The sequence below is a fragment of the Pseudomonas sp. PvP027 genome (assembly GCF_017833005.1).
In the GTDB taxonomy this organism is placed as follows: domain Bacteria; phylum Pseudomonadota; class Gammaproteobacteria; order Pseudomonadales; family Pseudomonadaceae; genus Aquipseudomonas; species Aquipseudomonas congelans.
Window position 1 is genome coordinate 3674200 of sequence record NZ_JAFIBK010000001.1, and the last position, 24523, is coordinate 3698722.

The 24523-nt window shown below is 56.5% G+C and carries 17 protein-coding genes and 2 pseudogenes; 6 read left to right on the plus strand and 13 right to left on the minus strand.

Going from position 1 to position 24523, the window contains the following annotated elements; genetic code table 11:
* Positions 1-45 precede the first annotated feature (45 nt).
* Entirely contained in the window at positions 46-945 is a 900-nt protein-coding gene (locus tag JOE33_RS15665) for an AraC family transcriptional regulator (protein WP_187625301.1), read from the plus strand.
* Here JOE33_RS15665 and JOE33_RS15670 read toward each other — a convergent pair whose 3' ends face one another.
* Positions 946-2205, minus strand: a complete 1260-nt coding sequence (locus tag JOE33_RS15670; protein ID WP_003343805.1) for a sodium:proton antiporter — start codon at positions 2203-2205, stop codon at positions 946-948.
* A gap of 278 nt (positions 2206-2483) precedes the next feature.
* On the minus strand, positions 2484-2813 hold the full coding sequence (locus JOE33_RS15675; protein WP_010438490.1) for a DUF2790 domain-containing protein: 330 nt from the start codon (positions 2811-2813) through the stop codon (positions 2484-2486).
* A 221-nt stretch (positions 2814-3034) separates the two neighbouring features.
* Here JOE33_RS15675 and JOE33_RS15680 point away from each other — a divergent pair, with 221 nt between their 5' ends.
* A complete protein-coding gene (locus tag JOE33_RS15680; RefSeq protein ID WP_187625302.1) occupies positions 3035-3253 on the plus strand; it encodes a hypothetical protein in 219 nt (72 codons plus the stop codon).
* A 459-nt stretch (positions 3254-3712) separates the two neighbouring features.
* Positions 3713-5038 (plus strand): OprD family porin, encoded by a 1326-nt coding sequence (locus JOE33_RS15685; RefSeq protein WP_187625303.1) that lies wholly within the window; start codon positions 3713-3715, stop codon positions 5036-5038.
* 760 nt (positions 5039-5798) lie between these two features.
* Here the strand turns inward: JOE33_RS15685 and JOE33_RS15690 are convergent.
* From JOE33_RS15690 to JOE33_RS15740, 11 genes and pseudogenes are all read right to left on the minus strand, one after another.
* Positions 5799-6923, minus strand: a pseudogene (locus JOE33_RS15690) (RHS domain-containing protein); the annotation flags it as partial.
* 144 nt (positions 6924-7067) lie between these two features.
* Positions 7068-7544, minus strand: coding sequence for a hypothetical protein (locus tag JOE33_RS15695; protein ID WP_096125767.1), 477 nt, complete (start codon positions 7542-7544; stop codon positions 7068-7070).
* A 154-nt stretch (positions 7545-7698) separates the two neighbouring features.
* The gene (locus JOE33_RS15700) at positions 7699-8169 is read right to left on the minus strand and encodes an SMI1/KNR4 family protein (RefSeq protein WP_074909755.1); all 471 of its coding nucleotides are present in this window, start codon (positions 8167-8169) and stop codon (positions 7699-7701) included.
* A 157-nt stretch (positions 8170-8326) separates the two neighbouring features.
* Positions 8327-8977, minus strand: a complete 651-nt coding sequence (locus JOE33_RS15705) for a hypothetical protein (RefSeq protein ID WP_187625304.1) — start codon at positions 8975-8977, stop codon at positions 8327-8329.
* A gap of 398 nt (positions 8978-9375) precedes the next feature.
* Positions 9376-10047 (minus strand): annotated as a pseudogene (locus tag JOE33_RS26060) (RHS repeat-associated core domain-containing protein); the annotation flags it as partial.
* 98 nt (positions 10048-10145) lie between these two features.
* Positions 10146-10745 carry a hypothetical protein gene (locus JOE33_RS15715; RefSeq protein WP_003397094.1) on the minus strand — a complete coding sequence of 200 codons (600 nt, stop codon included), beginning with the start codon at positions 10743-10745 and terminating at the stop codon, positions 10146-10148.
* Between the two features lie 6 nt (positions 10746-10751).
* Positions 10752-14954, minus strand: a complete 4203-nt coding sequence (locus JOE33_RS15720) for an RHS repeat-associated core domain-containing protein (RefSeq protein WP_187625305.1) — start codon at positions 14952-14954, stop codon at positions 10752-10754.
* 112 nt (positions 14955-15066) lie between these two features.
* Positions 15067-15654, minus strand: coding sequence for a hypothetical protein (locus JOE33_RS15725; protein ID WP_187625306.1), 588 nt, complete (start codon positions 15652-15654; stop codon positions 15067-15069).
* Positions 15655-15944: 290 nt separating this feature from the next.
* On the minus strand, positions 15945-19097 hold the full coding sequence (locus JOE33_RS15730; RefSeq protein ID WP_187625307.1) for a CusA/CzcA family heavy metal efflux RND transporter: 3153 nt from the start codon (positions 19095-19097) through the stop codon (positions 15945-15947).
* A gap of 24 nt (positions 19098-19121) precedes the next feature.
* Positions 19122-20396, minus strand: a complete 1275-nt coding sequence (locus JOE33_RS15735) for an efflux RND transporter periplasmic adaptor subunit (RefSeq protein WP_187625308.1) — start codon at positions 20394-20396, stop codon at positions 19122-19124.
* A 67-nt stretch (positions 20397-20463) separates the two neighbouring features.
* On the minus strand, positions 20464-21690 hold the full coding sequence (locus JOE33_RS15740) for a TolC family protein (RefSeq protein WP_187625309.1): 1227 nt from the start codon (positions 21688-21690) through the stop codon (positions 20464-20466).
* A gap of 252 nt (positions 21691-21942) precedes the next feature.
* On the opposite strand from JOE33_RS15740, the gene JOE33_RS15745 reads away from it, so the two are divergent.
* The 3 genes from JOE33_RS15745 (at position 21943) to JOE33_RS15755 (ending at position 24521) form a co-directional block, all read left to right on the plus strand.
* Positions 21943-22617: a heavy metal response regulator transcription factor gene (locus tag JOE33_RS15745; protein WP_003420115.1), complete on the plus strand. Its 675-nt coding sequence runs from the start codon at positions 21943-21945 to the stop codon at positions 22615-22617.
* Positions 22614-24005, plus strand: a complete 1392-nt coding sequence (locus tag JOE33_RS15750) for a heavy metal sensor histidine kinase (protein ID WP_187625310.1) — start codon at positions 22614-22616, stop codon at positions 24003-24005. The genes JOE33_RS15745 and JOE33_RS15750 overlap by 4 nt, the downstream gene beginning before the upstream one ends.
* Before the next feature lie 114 nt (positions 24006-24119).
* Positions 24120-24521 (plus strand): MAPEG family protein, encoded by a 402-nt coding sequence (locus JOE33_RS15755; RefSeq protein ID WP_010431521.1) that lies wholly within the window; start codon positions 24120-24122, stop codon positions 24519-24521.
* Positions 24522-24523: the final 2 nt, after the last annotated feature.

Consider the following 24523-nt stretch of genomic DNA (forward strand, 5'->3'; position numbering starts at 1 on the left):
TTCAAGCGTCCACAGTGCATTCATAACGATAAAAAGGGGCCTCCCGTGCCTGACAGCCGAGCCGCCTTGCTCGAGCAGCGCCCTGCCGAGCTTGAGGTTATTCTCCCGCAGCCCGATCACTGCTTTCGCTGGTACGAGCATGACTATCCCTATGCGCTGGCGCGCTGGAACCATCATCCGGAATTCGAAATTCACCTGATCCGCCAGGGCAGCGGCAAGCTGGTGGCCGGTGATTACATCGGCGAGTTCGCGGCAGGGCATGTGGCTCTGATCGGTCCGGATCTGCCGCATGACTGGATCGGCGATCTGGCCCCCGGTGAGCATTTGCCCGGGCGCGACGTGGTGCTGCAGTTCGATGGTGCAGCGCTGCTCGCCTTGCGTGGCACGCTGCCGGAGATGGGCGACTTGCAGCGTCTGTTCGAGCAGGCGCGACGCGGCCTGGAGTTCACCGGTGCGACAGCGGTGCAGGCTGCGCGCCTGCTTGAAGAGATTGGCCCGGCTCAGGGGCTGGAGCGGCTGATTCTGTTCCTGCAACTGGTCAACACGCTGATGAAAGCGCCTGCGCAGGAGTTTCGCCTGCTGGCCAGCACCTGGTATGCACCGACCTTGGATGCGCGCAGCTCCGAACGAATCAACAAGGCGTTCGATTATCTGCTGACCGAATTGACCAGCGATATTCGCCTGTCCGTCATCGCGCAGCGGCTGGACATGAGCGATCCGGGCTTTTCACGCTTCTTCAAGCGCACCACAGGCCATTGTTTTATCGATCTGATGCGCAAGCTGCGCGTCCAGCGGGCTTGCCGGTTGCTGCTGCACAGCGAGATGTCGGTGTCCGACATCTGCTTTGAAGTCGGCTATGCCAACCTGTCCAACTTCAACCGGCACTTCCGCGTGGAGATGCAGCAGACGCCCAGTGAATACCGGCGCGCCGCTGCGTCTGTCTGATCAATGCTCTGCCGGCTCTTTCGCCTGCGGGGCACGGGTAACGGCATTTACCAGCTTGCCAATGGTCAGGCCCTGCAGAAGGATCGACAGCAGCACCACGATGTAGGTGATGCTCAGCAGCAGATCGCGTTCCGGCCCGGTCGGTAGGGCCAGCGCCAGCGCAACCGAGACACCGCCGCGCAGACCACCCCAGGTGAGGATGCGGATCGTGCCGTGCGGCACCTTGCGCCAGCGACGCAGCAACAGAATGGCTGGGGCCACGGTGACAAAGCGCGACAGCAGAATCGCCGCTGCCAGCAGGCTGGCCGCAATCAGGTGCTGCCACGAGAACGGCAACAGCAACAGCTCCATGCCGATCAGCGCGAACAGCAGCGCGTTGAGCATGTCATCCAGCAGCTCCCAGAAACCGTCCATGTAGCGACGGGTCATGTCGTTCATTGCCAGATTGCGTCCCAGGTTACCGATGATCAGCCCGGCCACGACCATCGCGATAGGACCGGACACATGCAGTTCAGACGCCATCGCCGAGCCGCCGATCACCAGCGCGAGTGTGAGCATGACCTCGATCTGATACTGCTCGATGCTCTTGATCATCAGGTACACGGCGTAACCGATCAGGCCGCCGAACAGCACACCGCCCACTGCTTCGTGGACGAACAGCAGAGCGGTTTCGCCAACCGTCGGCGTCTCGCCCAACTGCGCGATACCCAGCAGCACGGTGAACACCACCACCGCGGTGCCGTCGTTGAACAGGCTTTCGCCGACGATCGTGGTCTTCAGCGGTTTAGAGGCGTTGGCCGTACGCAACACACCGAGTACCGCAATCGGGTCGGTGGGCGAGATCAGCGCACCGAACAGCAGGCAGTACAACGGGCTGACGTGCCAGCCGAACAGGGCAAAGATCCAGTAGGCCAGTGCACCGATCACGGTGGTGGCAATCAGCACCCCGAAAGTCGCCAGCAGGCCGATGGGCCAGCGGTAACTCCTCAAATCGCCAAGGTTGACGTGCAGCGCCCCGGCGAACAGCAGGAAGGACAGCATCCAGTTCATCAACAGGTCGCCGAAGTCGATCTGGCCGATCAATTGTTGAACGCGATCTTCCAGACCGGGATAGCCCAGAAAGCTCAGGCCCTGCAGCAGCAACGAGAACATCAGCGCGGTGACCATCACACCAATGGTGGGGGGCAGACCGATGAAACGGTAGTTCACGTAGGTCAGCAGCGCAGTGAGGCAGATAAAACCAGCAGCAAGTTCAAGCATCCGTCATTCCAGAATCCGTAAGTGCAGTGTCTCGATCACCGTAACCGAGCCTGTGTTTGATGGACCGGATCTACGTCCAGACACATCTCGACACGCCACAGTGGGGTTTGCGTTGACCACGCACATGCAGTGATGTTGCAAAAAATGCCGGAATCACCCAGCGAAGCTGGATTCGAGACGGGAGGGGAAGGGGATTGCAGACGCAAAAAAGTCAGCCCGAATGACGGTTCGGGCTGACGGGGGTGTAACGCTGAGTGGCCTTCCTGGCAGGTTCAGAATCATTGGCTGTTTCTGCACCCGCCGAGGACCTGGTACTGAACCGTGTTCAGCTTGCCCTTGGAGTCTTCGTAAGTCATCAGTTTGGGCATCACGCTACAGGTTTGCAGATCCGGGGACTTGCGGACCAGCTTGGCAACGTCCAGCTTCATTCCGTAGGTGTACTCCTTGATCTCCGGCATCGGCTTGTTATGGATGGCGGCATACTTCTGCACGCTGGCCTGGTGTTCCTTGATCACTGTAGTGGCCTTGACCTCATCAGAGGTGTAGGCGAAAGCACTGACTGGCGAAAGGATGACCAGAGCGAGTAACAACGATTTGGCTGTGCGCATTTTCTTTTGTCTCCGTTTGAATGTGGCTTAACCCTAACCAGTGCGCACTAACCGGAAGGTTGCTGAAACATTACAAATCAGTCATCTCGAAGATGTCAGCTTCCTAACAGTATTGTCATTGTTCGCTCACCTTCCTGTTAGCTCCCCCTCCGTAAGCTTGTTTCATCCCTGACGAGCGCCAAGCGCTGCGCAGGTCCGACATTCAACCGATAAAGGTAAAGATGATGAAACTGGTCAAATCGATGGTCTTCGCCGTAGCTGCCTTGTCCGCCACTGCAGCCTTTGCCGACGACGGTAACGAGTACGCAAGCCCTGCTGCCGACAAGATGCGCCAGGCGCAAGAGATGCGTTTCAAGGAACAGAACAGCAGCAAAGCCGAGCGGTACGTCAATGCCGACGAGAAAGCCGAGGCTGAACGGTCGACCAAGTCCGAAGGCTGATGCCTTTGCTGCCCGACCCGCTGCACCCCTATTCGCCCTTTGTAGCAGCTCCCTGCTCCTTTGGTCGGGGCGAATCTTTAAGCGTCCTTCGGGGCGCTTTTTTTATTCCTGGCAGAAACGTCGGCGATAAGCGTTTTTCATGCATCTGCCCGAAGGGCGTAGGAGCGAACGTGTTCGCGAAGAGGCCGGTACAGCCGCCAGAAGTAGTGCGCTCGAACCAGGGAATGCAGTTCTGGACGCTCTGCGTTCTATCCTGAATGTCTGATTGCATCGGTCAAAGCGTGTTTATTTGTATTGAGCAAAGACGACGCTGCAGTACACTTCCTTTCATATTTGTAATCCCGCCGTCACCCCGTTGTTATCTTCGCCACTTCAAGATTGTGCCCCACTGGCAGCTCTCGAAATTATAAAAAAGCCAGATCGACGCTTACATCCATCTGCCGATCAATCGGAGCACACATGACCCAACTCAGAACCCTTTCACTGGCCCTGTGTTCGACCTTCGCAGGTATGACGCCTGTTGCGACATTCGCCGAAGAACAGAAAGAAGGCTTCATCGAAGGCAGCACGCTGACGGTGCTCAATCGTAACTTCTACATGAACCGCGACCACCGCAATGGCGAGTCCAGCCCGACCGGCAATGGCTATTCCGAAGCATGGGCGCAGGGCATCATCGGGCGATTCCAGTCAGGTTTCACTCAAGGCACATTCGGCGTCGGCGTCGATGCATTTGCCATGATCGGCATCAAGCTCGACACGGGGGATGGCAGAAACGGTGGGCGCAGCGCTTTTGATGTACTGCCGGTCGATGAGCAAGGCAACGCCCGGGACGAGTACACCAAAGTTGGCGGCTCGCTGAAGGCCAGGGCTTTCGACACCGTCGTGAACGTCGGCGATGTCTTCCCGTCCACGCCGGTGGTTGCCTTCGGCGACTCCCGCCTGCTGCCGGAGAGCTTCCGCGGCGTTACCGCCGTCAACAACAGCATCAGCGGCCTGACCCTGCAAGGCGGTCGCCTGCACTCCATGAGCCAGCCCGTCTCCAGCAACCTGCGCGACGGTTTCGCCACCTTCTACGGCGGCGCAGTCGACGCTCCATGGGTTGCCTACTTCGGCGGTGACTATCAGGCCACCGATGCGCTGAGCCTTGGCCTCTACACCAGCCGGCTCAAAGATGTCTGGGATCAGAAATACGCCTCGGCGGTATACGTACTGCCACTTTCCGATCAACTCGCACTGACCGGCAGCCTGAACTACTACAACGCCACCGACGAAGGCAAAAAGCTGCTCGGCGAATTCGACAACGACATCTGGAGCGCAAAAGTCGCCCTGCAATACGGCGCACATACCCTGTCGCTTTCGCACCAGCGCAACGAAGGTGATGACGATTTCGACTACCTCAGGCAGTCCGACTCCATCTACCTGGCCAACTCCATCCAGTACAGCGACTTCAACTCACCCAAGGAGCGCTCCTGGATGGTCACCTACAACCTCGACATGTCCACCTTCGGCGTGCGCGGCCTGTCGTTCATGACCCGCTACGGCAAAGGCACCGACGCCGACTACTCCAACGCCAACAGCACCTACATGCGCCGCGACGCAGAAGGCAACCCGCTGACCGATCAAAAACGCTGGGAGCGCGATATCGAAGCGAAATACATTGTGCAGACCGGATCACTCAAAGACCTGTCGCTGCGCGTGCGCCAGGCGACGACCCGGGCCACGGCGTTCGAATCGGATCTGGATGAGGTGAGGGTGATTGTGGAGTATCCGTTGAGTGTGCTTTGAGGGGGATGATTAAGTGAAGCGTCCTTTGGGGCGCTTTATTCTGATAGTTCCGGTCTTATACGCCATATAGGAAGGGCATGTGTTGCGGAATTACGTCGTCCATCCTTGGCTAATGTTTTTGCACATGATAATGCGCACGTTTGAAAAGTTTGATTTTTTGGTTGTTGTAGGTATTCTGATTTTCAGGTTCTGTTATAAGGACTGGTTGTGTCGAGGTCGGGTTCATTATATTAATGACATGCAGCCATCAATTTCGAAGCTCTCAGAGTTTATTATAAAAATTACGAGATGATTTTCTACTTCCAAGGGGACCCAGCTTCGCAACGCCTCATCCTTTGAACCTTCAAGCGATGCTGCGCATAGTTCTGCGCCATTAAGCTGTCGCCCTTGAGCTGCCAGGTTGTTGGCTCTGAATTCTATAATGGATTTTAGCGTGTTTTTGTTTTGATCATCATAGGCAGATACTTCTGGAGGTAGCAGAAAGGAAATGTCAGATATCTTTGACTTGCTAAATAATTCGCGTGTGATGGGGTCGCATAGATTCGAAGAAACGTACGATTTGAAGTCGACTTTTTCTATGATGTCTTTAGCGTTCATTTGGATTGAATGCCTTAATTCACGATTGATTTGCTTTAAGTAGTAATCTACTTGCTCTCTAAGCCTAGCCGCAAAAAGCTCCTGCGGCCAATTTTTTCAAAGCTTGGGTGCACATTTACATGCGTTAGAAAACATACCGAATGGGCTACTCTTATCTAACCAATATTTCCATGTACTGCCCCTGAAACCTCAGGCTCTGCTCGACCTCGTTCACCACCAGCTTCTCAATCGCACCCCACGGCCGATATTTGGCCTGCCAGACGATCTGCCCTTCGGCGTCGGTCATCTCCAGCGGCGTACCGATCTGGTCGGTGTGGAAGTAATAAATCCTGTTCTCCACCTCACCTTCGCGCTGATCAACACGGGCGAGTGGCGCATAGCTGCCGGGTTCGTAGAGGTACAGGCTGCTCTGCCCAGGACTTTCTTCACGCAACATCCGCAATCCCTGCCAGAGAAAGCGTTTCTGGTCGGTCTTACCCTTGATCTCCCACTGTTTGGCGACGCGCCTGCCCAGGCTGTCGTATTGATAGCTGCTGGTGCTTTCCACCTGACTGTTGGCCATGGTCTCGGTTTTGACCAGGCGGTTTTCGCAGTCGTAGGTGAAGGTCTGCCAACGCACGATGCCGACGATTTTCTCGACCAGGTTGCCCCACGCGTCGTACTTGTATTCGTGGTTGCTCCATTTTTTGAGTCGGTTGTCTTTGACGCGGTCGAAGCGGCTGGTGTTGAAGTTCAGCCGGTTGCCAGCGGCGTCATAGCGGAATTCTTCACCGTCGAAGCGTTTTTCGGGGTTGTGTTCAAGCAGGCGGCCGTTGGCTTCGTACTCGTAGGTGACCTCGCCGCGCTGTTTGTCGAGGGTGCGGCTCAGTTCGCCGGCCGGGTCGTATTCGTAGCGGCGGTGGAGCGGGTTGTAGGCGTGCTCGACGTAGCGCTCTGGCTTTATGAGCGGGTTCTGGATCTGTGACAGTTTTTCCGCGGGCAGGGTGGTTGCGTACTGCCAGGTCTTGCGCCCCAGTGCGTCATAGCCGAAGCAACTGGTGAGTTTGCCCTGCGTGCGATAGATCTCGCGGTGCAGGTCATCGCGCTCCATGTCGCTGATCAGTTGGCCATCGAGATTCAGTTGATGCAGGTGGCCGCTGCCGTAATACAGGTGGTTCAGGTGCTGACCGGTGGGAAGGATCAGTGTGGTCAGGTTGCTGAGTGGAGCGTAGTCGTAGGTCAGCGCGCCCTGGTGCGACGATTCCTGTGTGAGACGGCCCAGATTGTTCTACCACAGGTATTTGGATTTGTGGGTTGCATCAATGAAACAGAAAGGAGGCTAACGCGATGTTAGCAGCCCCATCTGCTAGCTTGGTTTTTAAAGAGCTTTGAGGTATAAAAGAATATTGTCTTTCTAAGGTTTTTAAAATTTTATGTTGGTTGGCTTTGGTTTCTAAATTACCACTAGTTTGTCTTTTGTAAAGCCGACAGGCCAGTGGCCCTTGTAGTAAATATCTACGATTTCCTTCCACTGAACGCCATGACCATAGTAGCACTCAGATATATACTGTCGAAAAGCGAAGCAAACTCCATTTCTGGCAGCAACACTAAAATCATGTGGTCCACACAAAAAAGGATCTTTGCCCAAATTTTTCGTGGCGGCCATAACAGATTTATTTACTTTTACTCTAAGCTCGGTTAGTTTTGTGGATGGTTTAGGTAGTTTATAAAATGGGTCGTCTTGAGTTGGCGATGTTGGGAGCCACTCAACCTCCGCATAGCATCCTTTAAATTCTAGGTTCAAAGGCTCAACAAATACCTTTCGTACGTTCTCTATGCAGATAATGCGTTTTTCGCTAGAGAATGAAACGCCCATGTTAGAGAAAAAATGGCTTTCTTTTATTTTCTTAAGCTCCGCATCGATGTTCATGGTTATAGTCTTATGTCAGTTAAGGTGATAGGGAAAAGTTTTTCGACGTAGTTAAATCTTTCTCTTGAGTCCGGCGCACTCTAGCTGCCGCCCTGCAGACCCTCAAGTGATATTCGAGCTGCGCACGGATCTAAAGTATTAATCCAGGCTGGTATCATAGCTCTTCGATTGCTTTTCTAATCGTAGATAGTAAGAATAGTTCATAGTTTTCAAATATTATTTTTTTGTTGGGTTCTCTTTTGAATGATAGTTCTGTTTCTATTATTGGGTTCTCATTGGGTCCGCTATTGATCGAAGTGTCAATAGAATATATTGGACCGTATCCGGAAGACTGAATAACAACCATTTTTGAATCCGCATCGCCTTGTGAGCGTGCTTTCATTGTTGCAAAAAATACGCTGGGAATCGAAGTGGCTGCTAATCCGCTTTTGGTTGCTCCATAATATGTGTCCCCAGCGAATGATAATGCGCCAAATTTTTTAAGGAATAGCGTGTATGAGTAGGGAAACTTTAACCCCATTTCTTTCTCGAATTCTAGAATTAAGCTATCACTTGCACTTCCTGCAAATGTCAACTCTTCTCCACTTGCATTTATTTCGGATTCAATAGTTTCTAAATAATTCATAGGTGCGTTTCAAAAGTTAAGTGATCTCTTTTCCCAATAGATCTCTCGGTGGAGAGCGCCCGCGTGTTCAGGTGGCTAGGTGAGTCTTAGTCGTAGGTCAGCGCGCCTTGGGCGCAATGTTCTTGGCCAGCCGCCCCAATTAACCTATGGTGTAATGTTAATCAGTTAGCTGGCTATCAAGATAGCTTTCTAATAGCTCTAAATCAAAATTATTGTCTTTAATTATGTTCTTGTTAGAGAGTATTTTCTTAAATAAATCTTTTTTGAGGATTTTTGGATTTTGCATAATAGCGCAATGTATAAAAATAGCAGGGTATGCATAAATATTTGGGGCGTCATTTATGTCTTGAATTGTGCGTTCGCTTGCAATTATGCAACCTGCGATTTTTGGTATGTAATCTTCTTCGATAATTTGTCTGATATGCTTGCTTATAGCGACGGCATCTTCAGGAGTCGGTGTTTTTAATACGCCACCGCTCACCAGTGTGAGTTTTTTGTCTTCTATTTTTAATGTGGTGTAAGAGCTGCACGCTTTGTTCAGTAAGTTGCTTTTATAGGGGGCGATAAAATTTGCGGTGCATTCGAAAATAGGCCCGCCGAAAACGTGCCAGCCGAGATAGTAGCCATTGGCGTTGGTAAGGTGTTCCAAATAAAGCTCGGCAACATATGCTTTTTCAAACTTAAACTTTATTTTGTTTTTAGATGCTAGAATTTTTATTCTGTCTGTGCCGATTAACTTGGAGGGTGTGATGGCTTTAAGCTCTTTTAATACTTCGTTTTCAAATATTTTTCTATTTTCCAAGCTCATAAAATTACCTATATTTTAATATGCTAAAGATCGCATTGTGAGTTGCTCCTTTGCCGCCCAGTTCAATGCCGCGCTGCCCTTTAGTGTCAACTTTAAAAGTCCCTGCAATTCCTCTTGATTGCTTGATCACCCCCCCCGCCTAAGTGAATAGTGGTATTGGCAGGTGTGGACATGTTGTATATGCCTGCTGCTTTTTGGTTTTTTGTGAGCCCGCCTGATCTGTGTTTTACTTCAAATACGTGAATTACACCATTTTTATCTTTGGCCACGAAGTCCGCACGTATTCTGCTACCGTTAACTTTCATTGTCAGTTCTTCTGCAAGTACCTCGTAATTATTGCGCTCAAGATCACGCTTGGCTTTGAGTCGTCCTTTTTCACCACTTGCAGCACTCTTGCACAGACCCCAAGGATCAACCCACCCATTAGGATTAGGCGCATATTGATACAGGTTATCCCCACCACTCAACCCAATCGGATCCTGCGTGATAAACCGCCCAATCTCCGGATCGTAATACCGAAACGTGTTGTAGTGAAGCCCCGTCTCCACATCGAAATACTGCCCCTGAAACCTCAGGTTCTGCTCGACCTCGTTCACCACCAGCTTCTCAACCGCCCCCCAAGGTCGATATTTGGCCTGCCAGACGATCTGCCCTTCGGCGTCGGTCATCTCCAGTGGTGTACCAATCTGGTCGGTATGGAAGTAGTAGACCTTGTTCTCTACCTCGCCCTCTTTCTCATCAACACGGGCGAGCGGCGCATAGCTGCCGGGCTCGTAGAGGTACAGGCTGCTCTGCCCAGGACTTTCTTCACGCAACATCCGCAATCCCTGCCGGAGAAAGCGTTTCTGGTCGGTCTGCCCCTTGATCTCCCACTGTTTGCCAACGCGCCTGTTCAGGCTGTCGTACTGGTAGCTGCTGGTGCTTTCCACCTGACTGTTGGCCATTGTCTCGGTTTTGACCAGGCGGTTTTCGCTGTCGTAGGTGAAGGTTTGCCAACGCACGATGCAGACGATTTTCTCGACCAGGTTGCCCCACGCGTCGTATTTGTATTCGTGGTTGCTCACTTTTTGAGGCGGTTGTCTTTAAGGCAGTTGCCTCTCTCATTTCAGTAAAAATCTACCTTGTCGATAGGTTCTTATAGAGATACGAGAAATATTCAATTATAAAATCAGTCGTTTTTATTATAGATAACTATCTTGCTGCCTTTGTTATCAAAAAAGATACTATTGACCGCGTCGCCAGAGTAGTCAACAAATAACCTAATGCCAGGTATGCTGTTGCTTGAAAAAGTTGTGATCTCCACAATTTTCATATTTTCCCACTTGTAACGATAACTCCAAAATTCCGAATCCGAGTCTATCCTGCATGCCCTAATAGGCAGCCCTTTTTCAAACTCGACAGCCTTCAACCAATTAACTTCTCCGAAATTATTTTTTCTAATAGAGTATCTTATTCCACTGTCTGTCTTTGTTGACTCTATTTCACTGAGTAGCCCCATCCTATCGAAGGATTCGACTCTAGTTAAAGTGTTGTCTAAGAAATAATTTTTATGAACATTCTTTTTGTTTTTTGGTTCGTGAGCTAAAAGTTCGGCAGGCTTCACACCTGACATTTCTAAGTCTAAAGGTATAATAGAGCATGCAGGCCCCTTAGACCAAGAAACCTTATAATCTAGATTAGTATTAAATGAAAAAGCTTTTTGGAAGTCATTATTTTCCAAGTGCTCCAAAGTCAAATTTTTAAATGCTATTAAGTCATCATGGCTCATTGGGGGCTACCTCGCTTTTGGAAACTCTATTCCGTCAGCTAACGATTTTTTAATCATGCTTAGAGAATTCAGGAATTCTTCTCTGGTCTGCGCGCCGGATAAGATTTCAAATATATATTGTCTGTAGGCGTTTCCATGGACTCCGGCGCCTTTGTGTGGCGTTGTATTTGTGCCAGGAATTCTGTCTGACTTGTTGTTAGGAAGCCAAATCCCATTAGGTTTGTCATTGATTTTTATTTTAAAGCCTTCCATCTTTTCACGTAATGCTTTCATCATTGGGTCTTTTGAGTTGGATAGCACAATATGATGAGCATCAAACTTTCCACCGCCCAACGGGCTGCTACCGAGATTTGCTCTTAATAGTCTCGCATCAGAAGTACATGAAAGACCGAACGGATCAACCCACCCATTAGGATTCGGCGCATATTGATACAGGTTATCCCCACCACTCAACCCAATCGGATCCTGCGTAATAAACCGCCCAATCTCCGGATCGTAATACCGAAACGTGTTGTAGTGAAGCCCCGTCTCGACATCGAAATACTGGCCTTGAAACCTCAGGTTCTGCTCGACCTCGTTCACCACCAGCTTCTCAATCGCCCCCCACGGCCGATATTTGGCCTGCCAGACGATCTGCCCCTCGGCGTCGGTCATCTCCAGTGGCGTACCAATCTGGTCGGTGTGGAAGTAGTAGACCTTGTTCTCTGCCTCGCCCTCTTTCTCATCAACACGGGCGAGCGGCGCATAGCTGCCGGGTTCGTAGAGGTATAGGCTGCTCTGCTCAGGACTTTCTTCACGCAACATCCGCAATCCCTGCCAGAGAAAGCGTTTCTGGTCGGTCTGCCCCTTGATCTCCCACTGTTTGCCAACACGTCTGCCCAGGCTGTCGTATTGATAGCTGCTGGTGCTTTCCACCTGACTGTTGGCCATGGTCTCGGTTTTGACCAGGCGGTTTTCGCAGTCGTAGGTGAAGGTCTGCCAACGCACGATGCCGACGATTTTCTCGACCAGGTTGCCCCACGCGTCGTATTTGTATTCGTGGTTGCTCCATTGCTTGAGGCGGTTGTCTTTGACGCGGTCGAAGCGGCTGGTGTTGAAGTTGAGGCGGTTGCCGGCAGCGTCGTAGCGGAATTCTTCACCGTCGAAGCGTTTTTCGGGGTTGTGTTCAAGCAGGCGGCCGTTGGCTTCGTACTCGTAGGTGACCTCGCCGCGCAGTTTGTCGAGGGTGCGGCTTAGTTCGCCGGCCGGGTCGTATTCGTAGCGGCGGTGGACCGGGTTGTAGGCGTGCTCGACGTAGCGTTCTGGCTTTATGAGCGGGTTCTGGATCTGTGACAGTTTTTCAGCGGGCAGGGTGGTTGCGTACTGCCAGGTCTTGCGCCCCAGTGCGTCATAGCCGAAACAACTGGTGAGTTTGCCCTGGGTGCGATAGATCTCACGGTGCAGGTCGTCGCGCTCCATGTCGCTGATCAACTGGCCATCGAGGTTCAGTTGATGCAGGTGACCGCTGCCGTAATACAAATGGTTCAGGTGCTGGCCGGTGGGAAGGGTCAGCGTGGTCAGATTGCTGAGTGGATCGTAGTCGTAGGTCAGTGCGCCCTGTGGCGAAGTCTCCTGCGTCAGGCGGCCCAGAATGTCGTAGGCGAATTCCAGTTTTTCAGCCGTGACACCGAGTTTTCTGCCGCCGTCGGTGGGTGTGCGCTGAATGGACAGCAGGCGGTCGCTGTCGTCGTAGGTGAAATCCTGACGGGCGTCGTCGTTGAGTCTGGCCAGCAAGCGGCCAATCGGGTCGCGCTCGAAATGCGTGCTGCGTTGTGGTCGCTCACCTTTTTCGCTGTAGCCGATTTCCTCCACCTGAGTCAGGTGTCCGCCGAGGTTGTAGCTGAAACGGCGGGTCAGTTGGTCGATGCGCTTTTCTTCGATCAGCCGGTCGGAGTCGTCGTAGGCGAAGGTGTAGGTGGCGTCGTTTTCATTAGTCAGCGCGGCAAGGCGCAGGGCTTTGTCGTACTGGTAGCCCACGATCAAACCCTTGGGGTCCTGGCGTCTGATCGGCAGGCCACGGGCGTTGCGTGCCAGATGCGTGGTCTGGTCCTTGCCGTTGGTGTGCGTCAGAACCTGGCCGTGGGGGTTGTAGGTGAAGCTCTCGCGGGTGCCGTCCGGATGGTTGATGCTCAGCACTTCGCCGCCGGGTTTGCGTTCCAGTGTGGTGGTGTTGTTCAGGGCATCAGTGACGGCGACCAGTTGATCGCGCTCGTCGTAACGGTACCAGGTGCTCTTGCCCGAGCAGTCCTGAAAGCGTTCGACCTGCGCCAGGTTGTTCCACCACAGGTATTTGGATTTATAGGTCGCATCGATGATGGTGTGCGGCAGGCCATCTTCGCTGTTGAGGTATTCGGTCTTTTGACCCAGCGCATCGATCTCGGCAACCAGATTGCCTTTCGAATCGTAGCGGGCCTTCCAGATGCTGCCGTCGGGGTAGGTGATCTGTTTGACCAGTGTGGTCTTGTAGTGATGCTGATAACGCGTGGTTCGGCCCAGCGGGTCGGTTTCTGCGGTCAGGCGTGACAGATCGTCGTACTCGAAGCCCAACTGGTTACCATCGGGCAGCGTCAGGCCGGTGATATTGCCGGTGTTGTCCAGCGCGATACGGTACTGCTCACCGCCGAAATCAGTGCTGGCGATGACGCGACGGTCCTTGTTGTAGGTCACCTCGGCACGACGCCCCAACACATCGGTTACGCGCGTCTGGCGCGCCTCGAAATCATAATCGAAATGAAAGTGCTCGCCGTCGCTGGTCCAGTGCTCGACCACGCGCGGCTTGCCGTCGAGAACTTCCCAGCGGTATTCGCAACTGAGCCCCAGCGCATTGGCGTGGCGGGTCATCAGGCCATCGGTGTAGCTGAAGTTGCGCACCGAGTCGCCATTGCGGTTGTACACACTGTTCAGCTGGCCATTGTTGTCGTAGCCATAGCGCACCAGCGTCTCGACGGCCTGGTCGCCGACGATCCGCTTGACGGTGCTCAGGCGGTTGGTCACCTCGTCGTAGTGCAGGTGCACACGATGCCCGCCGGTGGAGCAGATGTCGGTCAGAACGCCGTCTTCGCTGCGCACGAAATGCAGAAAATGACCGAGGGCGTTTTCGACGCGTTGCAGGGGAACAGGCTGGTTGTCGTCAGGCACTTCACCAAAGTAGTAAAAGACGTTATCCAGTGTTTGCAGCAGGTAATGACCACCTTCGGTACGCACCAGATACAGCTGTTCCTGTGCGTTGTAGATGCGCTGGTTGTAGTCCAGTGTCACGAACGGCACGCTGCGGCCCTGATTGTCGCTGAGGTACAGAAAGCTGCCCTTGCGCCGCAGGCTTTGTTCCCAGGGCAATACCCAGCCCTTGCCCAGCGCGCTGTCGACATCAAGGTCGCTGGCGTAGAAGCGTGTCCACTCGATCGGCATCAGGCCGGGCAGGCTGAAATCGGACTCGTCGATCAGCAGCTTGCGTCCGGTGGTGGTGTCGACCGGGTTGCCGTGCAGGCCGCCCAGCACTTTTTCGGCCACGGGGGCGACGCCGAAGCGAAAAATGGCGTCCCCGAGAAAGACACCGCCCATGAACTGCAGCGCGCAAGGGCCCGCCGCTTTCAGACCGGCCTGCATGCCCAGCTTGGCAATGCTGAGCACGGCCTTGGCGCCGCCGGCCACGACCAACAGAATGTCCACGGTGTAGCGGGCCGTCGCCGACACTTCGTCATCCACCGGCAGGTAGCGTTGGGTACCGCCGTCGATGAAAACGTTGGGCGAGCCGGTGCCGATCTTCGCCCCGCAGGTCAGCTTGTCACCTTTGCGCGCGGCGGGCTGACCGTTGATGAAGACGTTGCTGGAGCCTTCGGCCACCTTGACGATCGGCGAGTGCTTGTCACACACGGCGGTGCTTTCGATGGCAAAGGCCGCGGGGCGGCCATTGATGAACACGTTGGGCGAGGCAGATTCGATCTGCCCCGCGGGAGAGCTAAAGGCGCTGCCGATACTCTCCCCGATACTGGCGATAGCATTACCGGCCAGGCCGACTGCCATGGCCAGTAAAAAACCGCCGAACCCGCACGTGGCGACGGTGAGCGAGACATACGCCACTGCCGCGATGCCCACAATCGCTCCGAGCACAAAGCCCGCCATTGCCCCGGTGTGTTCGATATCATCCAGTAACCGCGCTGCCTCGAACATCGCCGTTACTCCTGCGGGCTGCGAGTAGTTAAGGTGCGATCACCTGGCGTGACGCTGATGTTCTGCAACGGATAGTCCATTAAAGCGTGTCCTGTCAGCGATGAAATAGAGTTCAGGGGGCGGTCAGGCCTTCAAGCATGCTGTCGAAATCCAGCAACCAGGTTTTCAGCGCGGGCTTTTCGGAGTCAATCACGCAGCCCACGCTCAGCCATTGGCGTTCGTTGTGATCGGCACACGGCACGATGGCACCGATCAGGCGTCCATGCCGCTCTTCGAGGCCTGCGCGAAAATGAAAATCCAGCGCCAGCGCTGCATTGCCCGCCAACAGCGTTTCATAGTGGCGAATGACCTGGACTTCGCCATGCACGGGCTGCAGCGCCTTGACGGCTTCGGCGAACGCTTCGGCAAGCGTTGCCTCTTCAGGTACATCGCGACGCTGAATGGAGACGACCACAGGCTCTCCGCCCACTTGAACGGTGGCTTCAATCGCGTTGCACTGGAAACCTTCCGGAAAGCCGAAGTGGAACCCGCCGAAATTGAAACTGCAGGGCGCGTTGAGCAACGGCTTTGGAACAGGAATGAGCGCTTCGACACGTTCAAGTGCCTGCTGCGCGGCAGCATGTTCGGCTGCCTCACGCGCCAGGGCTTCGTCAGCCAGTCGGCGCTCGGAGATGCGGTCGTAAATACTGGTGCGCGTCATATGGCCGGAACCTTGTTCGTCAACATCTACATGTCCTTATGCACAGCGGCCCCAATGACTGCCATTTGCAAGTTGACGATAAGCACTTGCGCGGGAGTTTTATATGTCCTGCGGTTACCCGCTTGCCTGGAAATGTCTGAAAGCCCCGTGTGAAGAAGGCTACGGACACAGTCTACTGTCGAAGGCTGAATCGTTTGACCTTTTCCCAAATGAAAGTTCAGTGTGGGCAGGGCAAAGCTCCAGAAGGCCCTGTGCCGGGCTTTCTGGAGCTTTAGCGGTTGCTTTGAAGCCTATTTCAACGCCTCAACCGCCTCCTCATCCTCCCGCCGATGCGCCCACTGATACAACGCTGGCAACACCAACAACGTCAGCGCTGTCGACGACAGAATCCCGCCAATCACCACCGTCGCCAGCGGTCGCTGTACTTCGGCGCCAGTCCCGGTGGCGAGGGCCATGGGGATAAAGCCCAGAGAGGCGACCAGTGCGGTCATCAGCACCGGGCGCAGGCGGGTGAGGGCGCCTTCGTTGATGGCGTCGTGCAGCGAGTGGCCTTGTTCGCGCAGGCTGCGAATGAAGGCGATCATCACCAGACCGTTCAGCACCGCTACACCCGACAGGGCGATGAAGCCCACGCCTGCGGAGATCGACAGCGGAATGTCGCGCAGCCACAGGGCCATGACGCCGCCGGTCAGGGCGAACGGGATGCCGGTGAAGACCAGCAGACCGTCCTTGAGGTTGTTGAACATCATGAACAGCAGCGCCAGTACCAGCAGCAGCGCCACCGGCACGACGATCTGCAGACGTTTGGCGGCCGATTGCAGTTGTTCGAACTGACCGCCCCAACTGGTCCAGTAGCCGGCCGGGATCTGCACGCCGTTGTCGATGGTGTTACTCGCTTCTTCGACAAACGAGCCGAGGTCGCGGCCGCGCACGTTGGCGCTGACGATGATCACACGCTTGCCGTTCTCGCGGCTGATCTGGTTCGGGCCGAGTATCAGGTCGAGGCTGGCGACCTGGGACAGGGCGATGAAGCTGATCTGCTGGTTGCCAGCGCTTGCAGGCACCGGAATGAGCAGACTGGAAAGCCCGTCCACATCGGTTCGCAATTGCTCTGAGAGGCGCACCACCATGTCGAATCGGCGGTCGCCCTCATACAGCGTGCCCGCCTGACGACCGCCCAGCGCAATGGCGATGGCGTCCTGCACATCGGCCACGTTGAGGCCATAGCGCGCGGCCTTGTCGCGATCGATATTGATGGTCAGCACCGGCAGCCCGGTGGTCTGCTCGACTTTCACTTCTGATGCGCCCTGCACCTTCTGAAGCGTGGCGGCGATTTTTGTGGCGGTCTGGTTCAGCACGTTCATGTCGTCGCCGAAGACCTTCACTGCAACGTCGCTGCGTACACCGGAAACCAGTTCGTTGAAGCGCAACTGGATCGGCTGGGACAGTTCGTAGTTGCTGCCCGGCACACTGGCGGCGGCCTTTTGCAGGTCGGCGATCAGCGTTTCACGGGACTTGTCCGGGTCAGGCCATTCGCTTTGCGGCTTGAGCATTACGTAGCTGTCGGAGATGTTAGGCGGCATCGGGTCGGCGGCGATCTCGGCGGTGCCTGTGCGGGCGAACACGCGCTGCACTTCCGGGACCTTGTCGATGATGGCTTTTTCCAGACGCTGCTGCATGTCCACCGACTGGGTCAGGCTGGTCCCGGGTACCCGCAGCGCCTGCAGCGCGAAGTCGCCTTCGCTCAGGCTCGGGATGAACTCGCTGCCCATGCGGCTGGCGGTGAAGCCGGACAGCACGATCAGTAAGAAGGCCATGCCGAACGCTATCGAGCGATGCCCCAGTACCCAGCTCAGTATCGGCGCGTAGCGCTGGCGAGCGGTGCGCATCACCAAGCCTTCTTCTTCCTTGACCTTGCCGGTCACGAACATGGCGATGGCGGCAGGTACGAAGGTCACCGAAAGAATCATGGCGCCGAGCAGGGCGATGACCACGGTGAAGGCCATGGGGTGGAACATTTTGCCTTCCACACCGGTGAGGGCGAAGATCGGCAGGTAAACGACCATGATGATCAGCTGACCAAAGATCAGCGGCCGACGCGCTTCTCTGGCGGCGGCGAAGACCTCGTGGAAACGCTCGCTACGAGTCAGCATGCGGCCATGCTTTTGCTGGGCATGCGCCAGCCTGCGGATCGCGTTTTCGACGATCACCACCGCGCCGTCGACAATGATGCCGAAGTCCAGCGCGCCCAGGCTCATCAGGTTGGCGCTGACCTTGTTGGTGAACATGCCGGTGAAGGTGAACAGCATGGCCAGCGGAATCACCATGGCGGTGATCAGCGCAGCACGGATGTTGCCGAGGAACAGAAACAGAATCACGATGACCAGAATCGCGCCTTCGATCAGGTTCTTCTTGACCGTCGCGATGGCTTTTTCCACCAGCGTGGTGCGGTCATAAACCGTTACGGCTTCCACACCTGCAGGCAGTGTGCGGTTGATCTCGGCGAGTTTGGCGGCCACCGCCTGCGAAACGGTCCGGCTGTTTTCACCGATCAGCATGAACACCGTGCCGAGCACCACTTCACGGCCATTTTCGGTGGCTGCGCCGGAGCGCATTTCCTTGCCGATGCCGACCTCGGCCACGCTGCTGATCCTGATCGGCGTGCCCTGCACATTGGCAATGACGATGTTGGCGATGTCGTCTACGGTGCCCAACTGACCCGGTGCGCGAATCAGTAACTGCTCGCCGCCGCGTTCTATATAGCCTGCGCCAACGTTGGCGTTGTTGCGCTCCAGCGCTGCCACCAGATCGTTCAGCGTCAGCTTGTAGGCGGCCAGTTTCTTCGGGTCAGGCGCGATCTGGTACTGCCTGGCGAAACCGCCGATGGTGTTGATCTCGGCCACGCCTGGCACGTTGCGCAGTTGCGGCTTGATGATCCAGTCCTGAATCACCCGCAGGTCGGTCGGCGTGTATGGCGTGCCGTCCTCCTTCAGCGCACCCTCGCGGGCCTCGACTGTCCACAGGAAGATCTCGCCGAGGCCGGTGGAGATCGGCCCCATCATCGCATCGACCCCTTCCGGCAACTGGTCCTTGGCGATCTGCAGGCGCTCGTTTACCAGTTGGCGGGCGAAGAACAGGTCAGTGCCGTCCTCGAAAATCACCGTGACCTGGGACAGGCCCGAGCGCGACAGCGAGCGCGTCTGTTGCAGACCGGGCAGGCCCGCCATGTTGGTCTCGATGGCGAAGGTGATGCGCTGCTCGGTTTCCAGCGGCGAGAAGCCGGGCGCAGACGTGTTGATCTGCACCTGTACGTTGGTGATGTCGGGGACCGCATCGATGGGCAGTTTCTGGTAGCTGGCGATGCCCAGCCCAGCCATGAGCAGCACAGCAAGCATCACGACGATGCGCTGTTCAATCGCGAATTGGATCAACCGTTCAAACATGTGGGTGTACTCGTGGGACGCAGATCAATGGGCGTGCTCGGCGGAGCCTTTGCCCAGCTCCGACTTGAGGATGAAACTGCCGGCGGTGGCCACTTGTGTGCCGGCCGCCAAGCCCTTGACGATTTCCACGTGGCCACCATCGCTGCGGCCAAGTGTCACTGGCGTCAGTTGAAACCCTTCGGCGTTGCGCACGAAAACCGAGGGCTTGTCCTCGACCGACTGGATCGCTGATTCAGGAAGACTGAGCGCCACGCCGACCTGCTCGGCGGCGACTTCCACCGACACGAACAGACCAGGACGCCACGCACCCTGCGGGTTGGCCAGCGTCACGCGCACGGCCGCAGCGCGGGTCTGCTCGCCCAGCAGGCTGCCGACATAGCCGACTCGCCCTTCGACCCGGGCATTCAGGTCGGGCGCACTGACGATGACCGGACGACCGACCACCACCTTGTCCAGATCCCTGGGCGCTACACCGAAGGTGGCCCAGACACGCGACAGGTCGGACAGCGTGAAGGCGTTGCTCGCCTCGCTGACCATCTCGCCGATGCCCAGGTGCTTTTCCACGACCACGGCATCAAACGGCGCGATCAGCTCGTAGCGGCTTCCCGCCGAAGGATTGGTGCTGGCGCCAATGGCGCTGATCTTCTGCCGGGCATTGGCCAGGTTGATATCGGCCTCCTGAAAGTCCTGACGCGCCTGCAAGTAATCCTGCTCGGCCGAGATCCTGTCTTCCCAGAGTTTCTTTTCGCGTTGCAAGGTCAGGCGCGCCAGTTCCTGACGTCGTTGTGCGGCGTTCAATTCGCTGCGTTGATCGGAAATCTGCTGGCTGGCAATCACCGCCAGCACCTGGCCCTTTTTCACCGACTGACCCAGATCGACCTTCACTGCTTCGACCACGCCGCTGACCCGAGGCACGACATGCGCAGTGCGGTCTTCATCGAAGCGGATTTCACCGGGGAAGGTCACGGTTGTGCTCATCTGCCGGGGTTCGGCGCTGGCCAGTTCAATGCCTGCTGCCTTGATCTGCTCGGCAGTCAGCTCGATGTGTCCTTCTTCCTCTTCTTCATGGGAAGACTCGGAGGCTGCAGCGTCCGTTTTTTTCGCCTCGTTGCCGTGACGCTGCTCGTCGGCGTGATCTGGTCCCTCGGCATGGCCCTGCTCGGATTCATGCGCGTGCTCATCGGCTGACGGCTCGGGTCCGGCTGCGAACGGCAACATCTGTGGGTTCAGGGTCAGACTGCCCAGACCAATGATGACCACCACCGCCAGCGCGATGGCAATGCTTCGTTTGTTGTTCATGAAGGCTCCCGGCGATCAGGTGCGTGCAGCACCTTTCGATACGCTCGATACAGGCGGAAAAGAAAAGTCAGGGGTTGAGGCTGAAGCGGTTGAGATCACCGTGGATTCGCTCGATGGCGACTCTGGCGTCGGTGGCGGTGGCCAGCGATTCGAGGTACTGGCTGCGCGCCGAAATCAGCGTTCGTTGCGCGTCCAGCACTTCCAGAAAACCGAACTTGCCCATTTCGAAACCGCGCGTTGCCGTGTCGACGGCACGTTGCGCGGCAGGCAGGATCACGCGGTCGAAGGACTCGACTTCCTGTGCGGCGGTGTTCCATTGATCGAGGGCGGACTGCGTCTGGGTACGCAGCTTCAGTTCGACGGCGTTGCGCAGGTCGCGCGACTGGTCGGCACGGCGTGATGCCGCGAGCACGTTGCCCTGATTGCGGTCGAATAGCGGCAGTGGCATCGACAGGCCCACGACGTTGACCCGCTCGCGCTCTTCGCGGCTGTACTGGCTGCCGACGCTGACGGTCAGGTCAGGTATGCGCTTGGCGCGCTCCGACCCCAGCGCGGCTTCGCGCTGCTCGATCTGGGTCTGCGCCAGGCGCAGTTCGGCAGACTGATTGAGGGCGGTCAGTAGCTTTGCGCTCGGTGGCAGCTTGCCCGGCGACAGGTCGCTGTAGTCCAGACGCTCGAAAGAGGCGAGCGGCGAACCGGTAGTGCGCGCCAGCTCGCGGTTGCTGTTGATTTTCAGGGTCTCGGCGCGGCGTACCAGCAGGTCGGTTTCGGCCAGCTGCACCTGGGCGCGTGTGGCTTCCACCGGCGATACCTTACCCGCCCGGACTCGCCCTTCGGCAACCTCAAGACCGCGCTCGGCCAGTGTTCTGGATTGGCGCGCCAGCTCCAGGCCAGCCTGTGCCCGCGTCGCTGCGTAGAACGCCTGAACCACCTCGGCACGCAGCTCGTTGCCGCGACGCTCCAGCTCCAGACGCGCAGCGTCCTGCCCCTTGCTGGCGGCCTCGATACGCGCACCGCGCTTGCCGCCCAGTTCCAGTGCCTGGCTGAGCATCACGGTGGTGGTGCTGGTGTCGCGGCGGGTGTCTTCCACTTCCCATGACACTGTTGGGTTGGGAATCAGCCCGGCCTGCTGTCGATCACCCTCGGCGACGCCGATCTCCCACTGTGCTGCGGCAAGTTCCGGGTTACGGGCGAAGGCTGCCTCCAGTGCCTGAGCCAGGCTGATGTCCTGGGCTGCGGCAATGCCAGGGGCAACAAACGGTAACAACACCAGGCAAAGTGCGGCGACTCTCATAGCGCACTCCCTGCCGATCGATCTGTACGCTGAGCGCGCACGTTATTCTCCAGTCGCATGACTCACCCCATCCAAAGCAAAAAAACAAACAGGCACCAAGGCGCTGAAGTTGGCTGGGGGGACTGTATGCAAACGGAGTTATCAGAGGGATTGCTGCAAAATTACGATTTTGTTATCCAGCGGGATGGGCGTTTCTTTTCAGTACACTGCACGGCATCGTCATCCACCGTTCATCAAACAGGAAGCCTGGTTATGCGAATCCTTGTCGTCGAGGACGAGCCGAAAACTGCCGAATACATGCATCAGGGTCTGACTGAAAGCGGCTATATCGTCGATATCGCGGCAACCGGTCTCGATGGGCTCTATCTCGCGCAGCATCAGGCTTACGATGTGGTGATACTGGACGTGAACCTGCCGGAGATGGACGGCTGGGAGGTGTTGAGCCGCCTGAGGAAGACCGTCAGTACGCGCATCATGATGGTCACTGCACGAGGACGTCTCGAAGAGAAGGTCAAAGGTCTGGAAATGGGCGCCGATGACTATCTGGTCAAGCCGTTCGAGTTTCCCGAGCTGCTGGCACGGGTCCGCACGCTGATGCGCCGCAGCGAGCAGACCAGCACTTCCAAGGTCTTGCAGGTCGGTGATCTGGAGCTGGATCAGGGTCGCCACAGAGCCTTCCGTGGCAGTCAGCGCATCGACCTGACGACCAAGGAGTTCGCGCTGCTGCACCTGTTGATGCGGCACAGCGGCGAAGTCATGTCGCGCACCCAGATCATCTCTCTGGTCTGGGACATGAACTTCGATTGCGACACCAATGTGGTGGAGGTGTCGATCCGCCGTCTGCGCGCGAAGATCGACGATCCGTTCGAGACCAAGCTGATTCACACCCTGCGTGGCGTCGGTTACGTACTGGAAGTGCGTGAATGAAGCTGACCCGTCTCTCGACCCGCCTCGGATTGACGGTCGCGGCGCTCATCGGGTGTCTGGTGCTGATGATGGAAATGCTCGCCTATGCGGCGATTTCCCGTCAGCTCGATATACGTGCTGAAGACGCGTTGAGCGAGAAGTTCAGGCAGATCGAACACAGCATGAGCGAGGGGTTTCTGGGCGTCGCCGACATCGTCCAGTACCCCCACACGCTGCGTGACCAGATTGTCGGGCATGACAGCTTCTCGCTGACCATTCTCGACGTGGGCAACCCTCGGCAAGAGTTGATGAGCGTCGGTAACCAAGAGGGACGAAGTCTGCCGGTTCCCGATACCGAAGCGCTGCCGCAAGGCTTTCAGGAACTGAGATCCGCCCAGGGTCACAAGATTCTGCTGGGTTACAGGACCGTGCGCCTCAAGACCGGTCAGGACGTGCTGGTCAGACTGTCCATGGACAGGGAAAGCGACACCGTGCTGCTGCACGCTTACGTCAGGTCGACCTGCCTGGCCTTGCCGGTGATTCTGCTGCTGGTCGGCTTTGGCGTCTGGTGGGTGGTGCGTCGCGGGCTCAGGCCGCTGGGGGCGTTCAGAAAAGTCACCGCGCTGATCTCGGCCCGCGACCTGTCTCATCGCATGAAAGTGAAGGGCCTGCCTGACGAGTTGCGCGACCTGGCACATGCCGTCAACTTCATGCTGCACAGGCTGGACGGCGATGTGCAGCAACTGGCGCAGTTCTCGGACGATCTCGCGCATGAGTTGCGCTCGCCGATGAACAACCTGATGGGCAGGGCGCAGGTCACGCTGTCCAGACCGCGCCCGCCGGAGGAGTACAAGCAGGCGCTGGAGTCCTGTACCGAAGAGCTGGAGCGCATGTCGCGCATGATCAGTCAGATGCTGTTTCTGGCCAGCGTCAGCCAGCCCGCAGCGCCGCTGCCGGTCGAGATCATCGATCTGCGTGAGGAGGCAGACAAGGTCGCCGAACTGTTTTCCTCCTCGGCTGAGGATCGCGACATCACCCTGCAGGTTCAGGGGCACGCCGTGGCGACCGGTGACCGGCTGATGATTCAGCGAGCGATTTCCAATCTGCTGTCCAACGCCATTCGTCATGGTCTGTCCGGCAGCGTCATTACCCTTACGCTTGCTACGCATGAGGATGAAGTGTCACTGGCGGTGCGCAATGCGGGGGATGGCATTGATGCCGAACATCTGCCGCGCCTGTTCGATCGTTTCTATCGGGTGCATGTCAGCCGCGCGCGACAGCAGGGCGGGACCGGGCTCGGGCTGGCGATTGTGCGTTCCATCATGAGCCTGCATGAAGGGCAGGTTACGGTGCAGAGCGAGCCAGGCCAATTCACTACGTTCAGTCTGATCTTTCCTAAACTGGTGTAATGCGTCAGGTTGGTGGTCGTTCTTCAAGAACCTTTCGCTGACCCCCGGCTCATAGCTTGTGAGCGGGTATTGCCCGGATGCTTCAGATGAAGCTGAACCTATAAGGATGGACGTATGACAGTTGCTTTCTGGTGCGTGCTGGTCGCGATCTTGCTGCCGATTATGTGTGCCGGTATCGCCAAGTTCGGCAGCGGCAAATTTGGCAGCGGGCATAATCATGACCCGCGTGCCTTTCTCGACAAGCTGGAGGGGTTCCCGCGCCGCGCGCATGCTGCCCAGATGAACAGCTTTGAAGTGACCCCGGCGTTTGCTGCTGCGGTGATCATTGCGCACATTGCCGGTAACGCGCAGCTGGTGACCATTGATGTGCTGGCGGTGCTGTTTATCACCAGTCGCCTGCTCTACATCATCTTCTACCTGGCCGATCTGGCCGCACTGCGCTCGCTTGTCTGGCTGGTGGGTATGGGCCTGATCATCGCGTTGTTCGGGGTATCGGCTTTCCCGGCCGCGTCCTGACA

Excerpts from the sequence above, each read along its gene's own strand:
- JOE33_RS15670 (WP_003343805.1), bottom strand. The coding sequence starts at position 2,205 with ATGCTTGAACTTGCTGCTGGTTTTATCTGCCTCACTGCGCTGCTGACC.
- JOE33_RS15675 (WP_010438490.1), bottom strand. The coding sequence starts at position 2,813 with ATGCGCACAGCCAAATCGTTGTTACTCGCTCTGGTCATCCTTTCGCCA.
- JOE33_RS15680 (WP_187625302.1), top strand. The coding sequence starts at position 3,035 with ATGATGAAACTGGTCAAATCGATGGTCTTCGCCGTAGCTGCCTTGTCC.
- JOE33_RS15685 (WP_187625303.1), top strand. The coding sequence starts at position 3,713 with ATGACCCAACTCAGAACCCTTTCACTGGCCCTGTGTTCGACCTTCGCA.
- JOE33_RS15695 (WP_096125767.1), bottom strand. The coding sequence starts at position 7,544 with ATGAACATCGATGCGGAGCTTAAGAAAATAAAAGAAAGCCATTTTTTC.
- JOE33_RS15700 (WP_074909755.1), bottom strand. The coding sequence starts at position 8,169 with ATGAATTATTTAGAAACTATTGAATCCGAAATAAATGCAAGTGGAGAA.
- JOE33_RS15705 (WP_187625304.1), bottom strand. The coding sequence starts at position 8,977 with ATGAGCTTGGAAAATAGAAAAATATTTGAAAACGAAGTATTAAAAGAG.
- JOE33_RS15715 (WP_003397094.1), bottom strand. The coding sequence starts at position 10,745 with ATGAGCCATGATGACTTAATAGCATTTAAAAATTTGACTTTGGAGCAC.
- JOE33_RS15720 (WP_187625305.1), bottom strand. The coding sequence starts at position 14,954 with ATGTTCGAGGCAGCGCGGTTACTGGATGATATCGAACACACCGGGGCA.
- JOE33_RS15725 (WP_187625306.1), bottom strand. The coding sequence starts at position 15,654 with ATGACGCGCACCAGTATTTACGACCGCATCTCCGAGCGCCGACTGGCT.
- JOE33_RS15730 (WP_187625307.1), bottom strand. The coding sequence starts at position 19,097 with ATGTTTGAACGGTTGATCCAATTCGCGATTGAACAGCGCATCGTCGTG.
- JOE33_RS15735 (WP_187625308.1), bottom strand. The coding sequence starts at position 20,396 with ATGAACAACAAACGAAGCATTGCCATCGCGCTGGCGGTGGTGGTCATC.
- JOE33_RS15740 (WP_187625309.1), bottom strand. The coding sequence starts at position 21,690 with ATGAGAGTCGCCGCACTTTGCCTGGTGTTGTTACCGTTTGTTGCCCCT.
- JOE33_RS15745 (WP_003420115.1), top strand. The coding sequence starts at position 21,943 with ATGCGAATCCTTGTCGTCGAGGACGAGCCGAAAACTGCCGAATACATG.
- JOE33_RS15750 (WP_187625310.1), top strand. The coding sequence starts at position 22,614 with ATGAAGCTGACCCGTCTCTCGACCCGCCTCGGATTGACGGTCGCGGCG.
- JOE33_RS15755 (WP_010431521.1), top strand. The coding sequence starts at position 24,120 with ATGACAGTTGCTTTCTGGTGCGTGCTGGTCGCGATCTTGCTGCCGATT.